A 12177-nucleotide genomic window follows, 5' to 3' on the forward strand; every position below is an offset into this window, starting at 1 on the left:
CCCATCAGCGGGGTGGATGACCTCCGACGTCCGGGAGGGACGCGGCGGCCCGCCGCACGACGTCGCGCAACCACGTGTGCTCCGGGTCTCCGGTGTAGACGGGATGCCACCACATCGCCTCCAGCAGCAGGCCCACGTCCACGGGCGGAGGCAGCACGCGGACCCCGGAGTCCGGGGGAAGGCGGTCCGCCAACCGCTGTTGCAGCAACCCGATCCGCGCGCTCCCGGCCACCAGGGCGGGGACGGCGAGGAAGTGCTCGGTGACGACCTGCACGTGGGGTTCGACGCCGAGCATCCGCATCTGCAGCGCGGCCGGGGTCGAGGCCACCGGCCCGTGGTAGGTGACGACCCACGGCATGGTGCGCAGCTGGTCGACGCTGAGCTCCTCGCCGACGTCGGGGTTCTCCGTGGCGACCAGGCACACCCAGCGGTCGCGGTGCAGGTCGGCGTGCGGCAGGTCGGCGAGGAAACCGTGCGGCAGCAGGAGCAGGTCGGCGTCGACGAGCACCCGTTCGGCGTCCTCGACGACAGAGGGGGTGTTCACGCTGAAGCGCAGCCGCATGCGCGGCGCTTCGGCCGCCAGCAACGCCAGGAGAGGCGCGCCCAGGACCGTCTCGGCGTAGTCGCTGCTGACGATGCGCAGGTCCCGTTCGGAGACCGCCGGGTCGAAGTCCGGTTCGGCCCGGAACACCCGGTCCACGCCGGACAACGCGACCCGCACCTGCTCGCGCAGCCGGACCGCCAGCGGGGTCAGTTCGTGCTCGTTGCCGACGCGGGCGAGCAGCGGGTCGTCGAAGTGCCGGCGCAGCCGGGCCAGCGAGGCCGACAACGCGGGCTGGCTCAGACCGAGACGCTGCGCCGCGCGCGTGACGCTGCGCTCCTGCAGCAACGCGTCCAGCGGCAGCAGCAGGTTGAGGTCGAGGGAGCGCAGGTTCACCGCGGCGAGCGTAGGACCTCCACCACTCCTGCAGCCCCTCTTCCCCGATCACGTGGACAGGGGCGGGGCCGGGGAGCAGACTCAGGAGATGGAGAAGGCCGTCGAGCGCGGGATCCGCACGGGCGTCGTCCGCGACGCCGACCGGGCCGGTCGCGCGCTGCGCGTGACGACCCACCCCGAGGCGGGGCGGGTCGTCCTGTCGACCTGGCAGGACGCGACGTGCGTCTCGACCGTGCGCCTGGACCGGGCCGACGTCGTCGAGCTCCTCACCGCCCTCGGCGCAGCGCTCCTGCCGCCAGAACGCTGAGCCCGAGCAACGCCGCGAGACCCACGACCGCGAGCGTCGCGGACGGGTGCAGCAGCGCCTGCCCCGCCAGGGCCTGCCAGGTGAGCCAGCCCATCAGCCCGGCGTAGCCGACGGCGGCCAGAGCGACGAGGCGGAACCGGACGGTTCCGTCGCGCAGGGCGGCCGACCGGCGGGCGAGGCGCTCCAGCAGCAGCGCCCCGAGCGGCAGCACCTGCAGCGCGTGCAGCCCGACGAAGTGCGGGATGCGCAGGTCCCCGCCCTGCGTGCTCCAGCCGAGGAACGGCAGGCCGGGACCACCGTCGGGCACTCCGACCGCGTGCGCCCCGACGACGCCTTGGAAGTCCTGCACCTGCGCCGTCGTGGGGATTGTCATGAGGAACGCCAGCGCCATCCCGACCAGCCCCAGGACGAGCCCCGCGCGGACGGCGAGCGTGCGGGCCCGGTCGGGCAGCGGGGTGCGGAACACCAGGACGCCGATGACCGCCGTCACGACCCAGACGACGGCGATGGACGTGCCCATGGTCGCCCACAGCGCGCTGTGCAGCGGGGTGGAGACGTTGAAGTGGCTGGTCGTCCCCGCGGCGGCGGCCCCGCCGATGACCGCGATCTCGAGGAGGAGACCGACCGCGGCGACGGAGGCCAACGCCGAGGCCAGCCGGGGCCGGGGCAGCCCGGACAGACCCACGAGCCAGGCGAGCGTGAGGGAGTAGAGACCGATCGAGACGGCGAACTTCAGGGGTTTGAACCAGGCGTCCTGGCCGAGGACGGGCCGAGCGTCGACACCGGCCAGGACGGCCGTCAGGACGGTCAGCACGGCCATCGCCGCGGCCAGGAGCAGGAGCGGGCGGTGCCAGCGGGAGGGCAGCGGCACGTCGTGCCGGGCGGGGGGCAGCAGGGTGGTCACGGGGTGTCTCCTCCGGGAGAGGGGCCGTAGCGGCGGAAGGCGGTGTCCTGCTGCGCGATGCGCCGCAGGCCGGCGAAGAGCTGGTCACCGAGGACGGTGCCGACGACGACCGTCTGCGCGGCGGCCTCGCGGTCGCCGCCCTGCCGGGCGTCCTCGATCGATCCGGAGACGGCGTCGAGGTCGGCGGCGGCCACGAGGTCGGCCGCCCGGGCGTAGGCGGGCAGGAGGGCGGCGAGGTCTCCGCGGTCGACGGCGTTCCAGCCGTCGAGCACGCCGGCGACGACGCGCACGCCGGGGTTCTCCTCGTGGACGTCCCAGCCGTGCTCGGCCGCGAACGCGAGGACGTGCCGGCGCGAAGAGTCTGTGGGCGGTGTCACCGGCTGCGGCAGAGCCTGTTGCGTGACGCCGAGGACTTCGACGAGGGGCAGGTCGGGAGCGTCGACGGCGGCCAGGACACGGCCGACGGCCGCCACGGGCAGACCGCCGACGTCGATGAGCGAGCGGATGAGGCGCAACCGGGTCAGGTGGTCGTCGGAGTAGTCGGTCTGGTTGTAGCCCGTGCGATCCCCCGCGGGCAGCAGCCCCTCACGCGTGTAGAACTTGATGGACGCCTGGCTGACGCCGCTGCGGGTGCTGAGCTCGGAGATGCGCACATCGACAGAATTGCTATCGATAGCGGAACTGTCAACCCGTCAGGCGTCCCCGCCGAAGGCCGCCGGCTCGTTGTACGGCGTGATGACCTGGATCTGCGACGGCACCGAGCTCGGCCTCCCGGGCAACGCCCCCTGCACCTGCATCACCGCCCGGCACACGCGCCGGACGTCCGCGCGCAGGTCGTGGTGCAGCACGGCCGTCAGCCGGCGCTCGCGCAGCAGCGCGACGTTGTCCGCGTCGAGGTCGTGGGCGACGAAACCCCGGACGTGCCGCCCCGCAGCGTCGAACGCGGCGAGCACGGCCCGGTTGCCGCCACCGACGGAGTAGACGAGGTCCACGGCCGGGTCCCGGGACAGCGCTGCGGTGACGGTCGCGCGCGTCGAGGCGTCCAGGCCGTCGCCGCCCTCGACGACGTGCACGGGCAGGTGCGGGGCGAGGTCGCGCAAGGCGGCGCGGAACCCCTGCTCGCGATCCCCCTCGCCGCGGAACGAGCTGCGGCTCAACGAGACGAGGACGCCCCCGGCGTCCGGGGCGACGGACGTCAGCAGGTAGGCCGCCGTCGCGCCTGCCGCCCGGTCGTCCATCCCCACGTAGGCGACGCGGCGGCTCGCCGGGACGTCGGTGACGAAGGTGACGACGGGGACGCCCCGTTCCTCCAGCCGCGCCACGGCGGCGACGACGGCCCGGTCGTCGGGGGCCTTGAGCAGCACCCCGCTCGACCCCCGACGCCCGATGCGGTCGAGGTCCGCGACGAGGTCGGCCACGCCACCGTCCTCGCGCAGGTGGAAGCGCGCCCGCACGACGGCCGGGCGCAACGTCGGCAACTCGGCCTCCAGCGCCGCCCGCACGGCGCGACTGAACCGGTCGGGGGCGAGGACGACGACGTCGACGAAGAACGTCGCGCCGCTCAGACGGACCTGGGAGGCCTGCCGGTCCAGGTCGGCGATCGCGCGGTGCACCTCGGCGACCGTCGCCGCCCGCACCCCCGGCCGGCCGTGCAGCACGCGGTCGACGGTGGCGAGGCTGAGACCGGCCTGCTGGGCGATCTCGCGCAGGCGGTACGGGTGGGCCACGACGCCCCTCTCGCTGAGGTGTTCTTGAGGTGCTCACGATGCCACCCGGCGCCGTCCCCGGGCTACGTTGAGAGGGCAGGACCACCCCACGAGCTCGACGAGGAGACCGCCGTGAGCACGCCCACCACCCCCCGGACGACCCCCCTGCGGTTCCGCGAGACCGACTGCGACGTGGCCGAGTTCGCCCGCCTCGTCGACCGCACCACGGACCTGGCCGACTACCCGCACGCCGCCGACGTCCGCCACGAGGTGCTCGTCTACGACGCCGACCTGCTGCGCCGGACGACCGCGGACGCCGAGGGTCGCGAGGAGGTCGAGGCCGAGCTCGTCCGCGCCCTCACCGACGGGCCCGGCGTCGTGGTGTTCGAGGGCGCCTACCCCGACGTCGCCGTCGTCGACCGGGTGAGCGCGGTGTTCGACGCGGTCATCGCCGACGAGAAGGCGGCGGGCACGGCCAAGGGGGACCACTTCGCCGCCGCCGGCGCCAACGACCGCGTCTGGAACGCCCTCGAGAAGCTCGCCGTCCGCGACCCCGAGGCGTTCGTCGACTACTACGCCAACGACGTCCTCGCCCTCGTCTCGACGGCGTGGCTGGGCCCGGGGTACCAGGTGACGTCCCAGGTGAACCTCGTCCGCCCCGGCGGCAAGGCGCAGGACCCGCACCGCGACTACCACCTCGGGTTCCTCTCCAACTCCGTCGCGGCCCGCTACCCCGCGCACGTCCACCTGCTCTCCCCCGTGCTGACGCTGCAGGGCGCCGTGGCGCACAGCGACATGCCCGTCGAGAGCGGCCCGACGATGTACCTGCCGTACTCCCACCAGTACCCGCAGGGCTACCTCGCGTGGCGGCGTCCGGAGTTCCGCGAGCACTTCGCCGCCCACCACGTGCAGCTCCCGCTGCGCACGGGTGACGCCGCCTTCTTCAACCCCGCCCTGTTCCACGGCGCCGGGACGAACGTGTCCGCCGACGTGCAGCGCTGCGCGAACCTGCTGCAGGTGTCGTCGGCGTTCGGCCGCGCGATGGAGTCCGTCGACCGGGTGCGCACCGCCCGCGCCGTCTACCCGGCCCTGCTGGCCCGCAAGGCGTCCGGGGCCTCGCCGGAGTTCCTGGCCAACGCCGTCTCCGCCGCGTCCGAGGGGTACCCGTTCCCGACGAACCTCGACCTGGACCCGAACGTCGGCGGCCTCACCCCGCTGTCGCAGACGGAACTGCTCGCGCAGGCGCTGGAGCAGGACCTCAGCGCGGACGAGGTCTCGGCGCAGCTCGACGCCTACGCCGCGCGCCGCCGCACGCACTGAGACCCACTCGTGACCGGCGGCCCCGCCTCAGGACAGGGGGCCGCCGGAGGACTCGCGGGCGACGAGCTCGGGCTTGAGCCGGAGCGAGCGCACGGGGGTCCCGGCGGCGCGGGCGAGCAGGCGCGCCATGCCCTGCCGGCCCATCTCGACCATCGGGGACCGCACGGTCGTCAGGGGGACGGGCAGTTCCGCGGCGAGCGAGACGTCGTTGTAGCCGACGACGGCGACGTCCTCCCCCACGCGCAACCCGCTCTCCCGCAACGCGCCCATGGTCCCGATGGCGTTGAAGTCGTTCACGGCGAACACCGCCGTCGGACGGGGTCGGGCCGCCAGCAGCCGCAGCGCCGCGGCGTGGCCGCCCGGCACGTCGTACCGGCAGGTCACGACGAGGTCGTCGGGTACGGGGTGTCCCGCGACGGCGAACTCCTCCCGGAACCCTTGCGTGCGTTCCACGCCGGTGCTGGAGAACGGCTGACCCGCCACGACGGCGACCCGGGTGTGCCCGAGCTCGAGCAGGTGCTGGGCCGCGAGTCGGCCCCCGGCGAGGTCGTCCGTCGTGACGGACAGGTGCCCGCGGCTGCGCCGGGACACCAGGACGTACGGCAGGCCCCGGGCGGCGATCTCCGGCAGCAGGTCGTCGTCGAGTCGGGCGTCGCCGAACACCAGGCCGTCCACCCGGCGGTCCAGCAGCGCCCCGAGCCGGCGACGGCGGACGTCGGGGTCGTCGGAGGTGTTCGCGACGAACGTCTGGTAGCCCGCCTCGGCGGCTGCCGCGTCGAGCCCCTCGTAGATCGTCGCCAGGACGATGTCGGTCAGCCGCGGCACCAGGACGCCGATGAGACCGCTGCGTCGCGTGCGCAGGGACGACGCCGCCGGGTCGGGACGGTAGCCGAGCTCGGCGGCGGCGACGCGGACGCGCTCGACCGTCCGGGGCGAGATGCCGACACCCCCGCCGAGGGCCCGCGACGCCGTCGAGGCGTGGACGCCGGCTGCGGCTGCCACGTCGGCCAGGGTCGCCGGACGCCGGCCGCTCGAAGTCACCGCACCTGTGTACCCGATCCCGGGCGCGGTCCACGCCAGGACCCCGCACGTTAAATCCGTGTTGCGGGTCTTGTGGGCTCGAAATCGATTGCGTACGTTGCTCGCAATCGATTTCGACGGACGCAGCCGTCCTGAACGCGGAAGGGTCCGACGTGTCCCTGCAACTCATCGCCACCGGCGGAACCATCTCCAGCACAGGAGGTCTGGGCGCTCTCGAGGCACGCCTCGGCGCGGACGAGCTGTTGGCCACCCTCACCCGGCCGAGCGCGGAGGACGTCCGGACGCTGGACCTCACCACGGTCGTCAGCTCGGCCCTCACCGGTCGCGACCTCCTGCGGCTGCACCGAGCCGTGCGGGCCGCCCTCGACGAGGGCGTGGACGGGGTCGTCGTCACCCACGGCACCGACGCGATGGAGGAGACGGCCCTCCTGCTCGACCTGCTGCACGACGACGACCGGCCCGTCGTGCTCACGGGGGCACAGCGGGCCGCCGACGCCGTCGCCCCCGACGGACCGGCGAACCTCGCCGCCGCCCTCGAACTCGCCGCCCACCCCGACGCCCGCGGCTGCGGTGTCCTCGTCGTCTTCGACGGTGAGGCCTACGCGGCCCGCGGCGTCCGGAAGGTGCACACCGTCCGGGCCGGCGCCTTCGCCGCCCCCGGACTGGGTCCCACCCACCGCGTCGCCGCAGGCCGCGTCGACCTGCTCCGACGCTCCGTCCGGCGCGCGGGCTGGTCCCTGCCCGCCGACGTCGTCGACCTCCCCCGCGTCGACGTGGTCGCGACCCACCTCGGCGCCGACGGCTCGCTGCTCACCGCCGCCCGGACGGCCGGGGCCGCCGGGATCGTCGTGGCCGCGATGGGCGCGGGCAACACCCCGCCCGGCGTCACCACCGCGGTCGAGGAGGCCTGCGCCGCAGGTGTTCCCGTCGTCATCACGTCCCGGGTCCCCGAGGGACCCGTCGCCCCCCTCTACGGCAGCGGCGGCAGCGCCCTGCAGCGCGGCGGCGCCGTCCTCGCCGGGGACCTGTCCCCCTGGCAGGCGCGCACCGTCCTGGCGGTCGCCCTGGCCGCCGACCCCGACGACCCGGTCCGGGCCTGCGCGGCCGCGTTCGCCCGGACCTGACCGACCACCACCCCCGCACCTCCCCCACCCCAGGAAGGACCCACCCCCATGGCCAAGGAGATCTTCGTCGCCTTCGGGACCGACGTCGACGCCGTCGGCGGCTGGCTCGGCTCGTACGGCGGGGCCGACTCCCCCGACGACATCTCTCGCGGGATCTTCGCCGGCGAGGTCGGCGTCCCCCGACTGCTGGAACTGTTCCGCCGCCACGACCTCACCCAGACGTGGTTCTGGCCCGGGCACTCGGTCGAGACGTTCCCCGAACAGTTCGACGCCTGCGTGGCCGCCGGCCACGAGATCGGCGTCCACGGGTACAGCCACGAGAACCCCATCGCGATGTCCCGCGAGCAGGAGGAGACGGTCCTCGACCACTGCATCGACCTGATCTCCTCGCGCACCGGCACCCGTCCCACGGGGTACGTCGCTCCGTGGTGGGAGTTCAGCGGCGTCACCAACGAGATCCTGCTGGACCGCGGCATCCGCTACGACCACTCCCTCATGCACCGCGACTTCACGCCGTACTACGTGCGCGTCGGGGACTCCTGGACCCCCATCGACTACGACAAGCCGGCGACGGAGTGGATGAAGCCGCTCGTGCGCGGCCGGGAGACCGACCTCGTCGAGATCCCCGCGAACTGGTACCTCGACGACCTGCCGCCCATGATGTTCATCAAGTCGAGCCCGAACAGCCACGGCTTCGTGAACCCGCGCGACATCAAGCAGATGTGGCGCGACCAGTTCGACTGGGTCTACCGCGAGAACGACTACGCCGTGTTCACGATGACGATCCACCCCGACGTCTCCGGCCGGCCGCAGGTGCTCATGGCCCTCGAACGGCTCATCGAGCACATCAGCGGCCACTCCGGTGTCACCTGGACGACGTTCGACGCGATCGCGCAGGACTTCACCGCCCGCTTCCCCCGCACGGACGTGACCGCGTGAGCGCGCCGACCCGGCCCGCACCGGTCGAACCCTGGAACCGGACGATCACGCCGCGCACCCTGCTCACGGTCTCGATCGTCTGCTTCTTCGCGTGGGTGTTCTCGGTCTACGACTTCACCCTCTTCGGAACCCTGCTGCCCGTCATCGCCGAGGACTTCGGCTGGTCGCCGGCGTACGCCGCCGGGGTCAACACGTGGGTCACCGTCGGGGTGTTCCTCGTCTCGCTCGTCGTCGGATCGCTGCTCGACCGGTTCGGGCGCAAGCGCGCGCTCATCATCACCGTCATCGGCGCGGCGATCTCCAGCGGTCTGACGGGTCTGGCCGCCGGCGCGGTGTCCCTCGTCCTCATCCGCGCGTTCTCCGGGTTCGGCGCCTCCGAGGAGGTCGTCAACGCGGTCTACCTCAACGAGGTGTACGCCAAGGCCAAGCGCCGCGGGTTCATGTACAGCTTCGTGCAGTCGGGCTGGCCCGTCGGCGCCCTCGTCGCCGCCGGGCTCACCGCACTCATGCTGCCGCACCTGGGCTGGCGGTGGACGTTCGTCGTCGCCATGCTCCCCGCGGTCCTCGTCGCCATCGCCGCCACACGGCTCCCCGAGTCGCCCGCCTACGCGGCCCTCAAGGAGGTCCGCCGGTTGCGGGCCGCGGGCGACGAGTCCGCCGCCTCGGAGATCGCCCGGGCCCACGGCCTGTCGGACACCGACCACCGTCCTTCCCGCGTCCGCGACGTCTTCACCCCGGAACTGCGCCGGCACACGATCTGCCTGTCGCTGGCGTGGCTGTTCAACTGGATGGCCATCCAGGTGTTCTCGGTGCTCGGCACGAGCGTCCTCACCGGCGCCAAGGGGTTCAGCTTCGACAACTCCCTCGTCGTCCTCGTGCTGGCGAACGCCGTCGGGTTCTGCGGCTACATCTTCCACGGCTGGGTGGGTGACCGGATCGGCCGCCGTACGACGATCATCGGCGGCTGGACCGTCGGCGCCGTCGTCACCGCGGCCATGCTGCTCGGCCCGGACTCCAGCGCCTGGGTCATGGTCACGTACTCGCTGTCGCTGTTCTTCCTCACCGGCCCGTACGCCGCGCTGCTGTTCTACATGGGCGAGTCGTTCCCCGCACAGGTCCGCGGTATGGGCACCAACGTCGCCCACGTCATGGGCCCCGTCGGCGGCATCGCGGGTTCCGCGCTGCTCACCGTGCTGCTCTCCGCCGGCACGGGGATGCGGACGGCCGCGCTCGTCACAGGATCGGTGTTCATGCTGCTGTCGGGGATCGTCATGCTCGGCGCGCGGAACACGGGGAACCGCACCGTCGAACTCGACCAGGAGGCGGTCGCGTGACCGTCCGCGACGACGGCTTCGAGGGCAAGGTCGCCGTCATCACCGGCGGGGCCAGCGGCATCGGCCGGGCCCTCGCCGTGGCCTACGCCCGGGCCGGCGCGCACAGCGTCGCCGGCTACTTCCCGGGCGACCCGCACGACGTCGCCGAGACCGTGGCGGCCGTCGAGGCGGCCGGTGGACGCTGCCTGCCCGTCGCGGTCGACGTCGCGGACGCCGCCTCGGTCGACGCGCTCGCGGCCGCGGCCGTCGAGGAGTTCGGCCGGCTCGACGTCGGCGTCGCCGCGGCGGGGATCCTGCGGCGGGCTCCGCTCGCCGAGCTCGACGACGCCGCCTGGGACGCCATGCTCACGGTCGACCTCACCGGGGTGCTGCGGACGTTCCGCTCCTGCGCCGGCGCCATGACCGGCGGCGGGGCGCTCGTGGCGGTGTCCTCGATCGCCGGCGGCGTCTACGGCTGGGACGACCACGCGCACTACGCCGCGGCCAAGGCCGGGGTGCTGGGTCTGTGCCGTTCCCTCGCGGTGGAACTCGCCCTGCGGGACATCCGGGTCAACGCCGTGATCCCCGGGTTGATCGAGAGCCCGCAGTCGCTGGACCCCGTGAACTCCCTCGGACCGGACGGCCTCGCCGCGGCCGGGGCGGGCATCCCGCGGGGCCGGGTCGGGACCGTCGACGAGGCGGCCCGCGTCATCCGGTTCCTCACCGGGGACGACGCGGCCTACGTCACGGGGCAGAGCATCGTCGTCGACGGCGGACTCACCGTCCGCTGGCCGAGCTGAGGAGGGGAACGTGCAGTTGCAGGGCAGGACCGCGCTGGTCACGGGAGCGGCCAGCGGCATCGGGGCGGCGATCGCCCGTGCCTACGCGGCGGAGGGCGCCGACCTGGTGCTCGTCGACCGCGACGCCGCGCGCGTGCAAGGGCTCGCCACGGAGCTCGGGGCGCAGGCCCGCACGGTCGACGTCACGCACGCCGACGCGACGCGGCAGCTCGTCGACGGCGTGGCCGCCGAGCACGGGCGGATCGACGTCCTCGTCAACTGCGCGGGCATCCTCACCGAGGTGCCGCTCGTGGAGATGGACGTCGAGACGTGGGACCGGATGATCGACGTCGACCTGCGCAGCGTGTTCCTCCTGACCCGCTGGGCCGCACCGCACATGGTCCGGCAGGGGTGGGGCCGCGTCGTCAACGTCGCGTCCCAGCTCGGCCTGAAGGGCGGTGAGTCCCTGACCCACTACAGCGCCGCCAAGGCCGGGGTCATCGGGTTCACCAAGGCCGCGGCCCGCGAACTCGCCCCGCACGGGGTCCTCGTCAACGCGATCGCCCCCGGCCCCGTGAGCACCCCTCTGGTCGACGGGCTCAGCGAGGACTGGAAGCGGGCCAAGCAGGCCGAACTCCCCCTCGGCCGGTTCGGCCTCCCCGAGGAGATCGCGCCGACGGCCGTCCTGCTGGCGAGCGACCCCGGCGGGAACCTGTACGTCGGGCAGACGCTCGGGCCGAACTCCGGCGACGTGATGCCCTGATGTGCGGGGCCTGCGGCACGGGCCGGGCTCGTGGTCCCTGGGAGGACGTCGTCGCGGGGCGCGGGCCGCGGGAACTCGCGGCCCGCACCCGGGCCCTGCAGGACCTGCTCACCGGGTTGCGCTGGCGGGTGGCGCCCTGGGGGGTCTCGGGCTACACCGTCACCCGACCGACCGGGGCGACCTTCCTGGCCCCCGACCTGGACGCCGTGACCGACGCTGCGCTGGCCGCCGGCTGGGAACCCCCCGCGACCGCGACGAGCCCTGCCGTCGAGCTCGTCCTGCGCTCAGCCGCGCGTCACCAGGGCACGACCCCCGCGCGGTCGCGGAACTGACCCGTGGGGCCGTCCTTCCCGATCGAGGCGAGTTCCACGATCGCGTCGGTCCCCTCCGTGACCGTCTGGGGACCGCTGCGCCCGTTGAGGTCGGTGGCCGTGTAGCCGGGGTCGACGGCGTTGAACTTCACGTCGGGCAGCGCCTTGGCGAACTGCGTCGTGAGCATGGTCAGCGCGGACTTGGAGGACGTGTAGAGCGGCGCCGTCACCTGCGACTCGACGCGGTCGGGGTCGTGGGTGGCGGCGAAGGACCCCAGGCCGCTCGTCACGTTGACGACGACGGGGTTCTCGGACGTCCGCAGCAGCGGCAGGAACGCGTTCGTGACGCGCAGCGGCCCGAACACGTTGGTCTCGTAGACGGCGCGGGCGTCGTCGGCCGTCAGGTCCTCGGCCGGCGTCTGCGGACCGGAGATCCCGGCGTTGTTGACGAGGACGTCGACGGTCCCCTCGTGCGCGGCGACGTCGGCCGCCGCGGCTGCGACGGACGCGTCGTCGGTGACGTCGATCTGGACGAACCGGGCGCCGAGCGCCTCGGCGGCGGCGCGGCCGCGCTCGGGGTCGCGAGCGCCGACGAGGACGGTGTGGCCGGCCTGCAGGAGCCGTCGGGCGGTCTCGTAGCCGAGGGACTTGTTGGCCCCGGTGATGAACGTGGTGGTCATGGGTCCACCCTCACCCCGCCCCGGGAACCCCGCCAGGGCCCTGCCCGACGGTG

At 73.7% G+C, this 12177-nt stretch carries 14 protein-coding genes; 8 read left to right on the forward strand and 6 right to left on the reverse strand.

Annotated elements, in window-relative coordinates; genetic code table 11:
- Window positions 1-4 precede the first annotated feature (4 nt).
- On the reverse strand, window positions 5-937 hold the full coding sequence (locus tag AB1207_RS02635) for a LysR family transcriptional regulator (RefSeq protein ID WP_367636241.1): 933 nt from the start codon (window positions 935-937) through the stop codon (window positions 5-7).
- An 88-nt stretch (window positions 938-1025) separates the two neighbouring features.
- Here AB1207_RS02635 and AB1207_RS02640 point away from each other — a divergent pair, with 88 nt between their 5' ends.
- Complete coding sequence (locus tag AB1207_RS02640) at window positions 1026-1244, forward strand: hypothetical protein (RefSeq protein WP_366174070.1); 219 nt, start codon at window positions 1026-1028, stop codon at window positions 1242-1244.
- Here the strand turns inward: AB1207_RS02640 and AB1207_RS02645 are convergent.
- From AB1207_RS02645 to AB1207_RS02655, 3 genes are read right to left on the reverse strand one after another with little or no spacing between them, the layout of a single operon-like run.
- Window positions 1204-2148: a hypothetical protein gene (locus AB1207_RS02645; protein ID WP_367636242.1), complete on the reverse strand. Its 945-nt coding sequence runs from the start codon at window positions 2146-2148 to the stop codon at window positions 1204-1206. The genes AB1207_RS02640 and AB1207_RS02645 overlap by 41 nt on opposite strands.
- Entirely contained in the window at window positions 2145-2801 is a 657-nt protein-coding gene (locus AB1207_RS02650) for a MerR family transcriptional regulator (RefSeq protein ID WP_367636243.1), read from the reverse strand. The genes AB1207_RS02645 and AB1207_RS02650 overlap by 4 nt, the downstream gene beginning before the upstream one ends.
- A gap of 39 nt (window positions 2802-2840) precedes the next feature.
- Window positions 2841-3875 carry a LacI family DNA-binding transcriptional regulator gene (locus AB1207_RS02655; RefSeq protein WP_367636244.1) on the reverse strand — a complete coding sequence of 345 codons (1035 nt, stop codon included), beginning with the start codon at window positions 3873-3875 and terminating at the stop codon, window positions 2841-2843.
- Between the two features lie 111 nt (window positions 3876-3986).
- Here AB1207_RS02655 and AB1207_RS02660 point away from each other — a divergent pair, with 111 nt between their 5' ends.
- Complete coding sequence (locus AB1207_RS02660) at window positions 3987-5174, forward strand: phytanoyl-CoA dioxygenase family protein (protein WP_367636245.1); 1188 nt, start codon at window positions 3987-3989, stop codon at window positions 5172-5174.
- Window positions 5175-5201: 27 nt separating this feature from the next.
- Here the strand turns inward: AB1207_RS02660 and AB1207_RS02665 are convergent, their stop codons facing one another.
- Window positions 5202-6176, reverse strand: coding sequence for a LacI family DNA-binding transcriptional regulator (locus tag AB1207_RS02665; RefSeq protein WP_367636246.1), 975 nt, complete (start codon window positions 6174-6176; stop codon window positions 5202-5204).
- A gap of 191 nt (window positions 6177-6367) precedes the next feature.
- Here AB1207_RS02665 and AB1207_RS02670 point away from each other — a divergent pair, with 191 nt between their 5' ends.
- Genes AB1207_RS02670 through AB1207_RS02695 form a run of 6 tightly spaced genes read left to right on the forward strand, consistent with a single transcriptional unit; the run spans window position 6368 to window position 11465 of the window.
- Window positions 6368-7339 carry an asparaginase gene (locus tag AB1207_RS02670; RefSeq protein ID WP_367636247.1) on the forward strand — a complete coding sequence of 324 codons (972 nt, stop codon included), beginning with the start codon at window positions 6368-6370 and terminating at the stop codon, window positions 7337-7339.
- Window positions 7340-7387: 48 nt separating this feature from the next.
- A complete protein-coding gene (locus AB1207_RS02675; protein WP_367636248.1) occupies window positions 7388-8278 on the forward strand; it encodes a polysaccharide deacetylase family protein in 891 nt (296 codons plus the stop codon).
- Window positions 8275-9612, forward strand: a complete 1338-nt coding sequence (locus AB1207_RS02680; protein WP_367636249.1) for an MFS transporter — start codon at window positions 8275-8277, stop codon at window positions 9610-9612. The genes AB1207_RS02675 and AB1207_RS02680 overlap by 4 nt, the downstream gene beginning before the upstream one ends.
- Entirely contained in the window at window positions 9609-10391 is a 783-nt protein-coding gene (locus AB1207_RS02685; RefSeq protein ID WP_367636250.1) for an SDR family NAD(P)-dependent oxidoreductase, read from the forward strand. The genes AB1207_RS02680 and AB1207_RS02685 overlap by 4 nt, the downstream gene beginning before the upstream one ends.
- 10 nt (window positions 10392-10401) lie before the next feature.
- Window positions 10402-11133: an SDR family oxidoreductase gene (locus tag AB1207_RS02690; protein ID WP_367636251.1), complete on the forward strand. Its 732-nt coding sequence runs from the start codon at window positions 10402-10404 to the stop codon at window positions 11131-11133.
- A complete protein-coding gene (locus AB1207_RS02695) occupies window positions 11133-11465 on the forward strand; it encodes a hypothetical protein (RefSeq protein WP_367636252.1) in 333 nt (110 codons plus the stop codon). The genes AB1207_RS02690 and AB1207_RS02695 overlap by 1 nt, the downstream gene beginning before the upstream one ends.
- On the opposite strand, the gene AB1207_RS02700 is transcribed toward AB1207_RS02695, so the two are convergent.
- Entirely contained in the window at window positions 11429-12124 is a 696-nt protein-coding gene (locus tag AB1207_RS02700) for an SDR family NAD(P)-dependent oxidoreductase (protein ID WP_367636253.1), read from the reverse strand. The two genes, AB1207_RS02695 and AB1207_RS02700, sit on opposite strands and share 37 nt — an antisense overlap.
- Window positions 12125-12177: the final 53 nt, after the last annotated feature.

Source organism: Kineococcus endophyticus (assembly GCF_040796495.1).
GTDB classification, from domain to species: Bacteria; Actinomycetota; Actinomycetes; order Actinomycetales; family Kineococcaceae; genus Kineococcus; species Kineococcus endophyticus.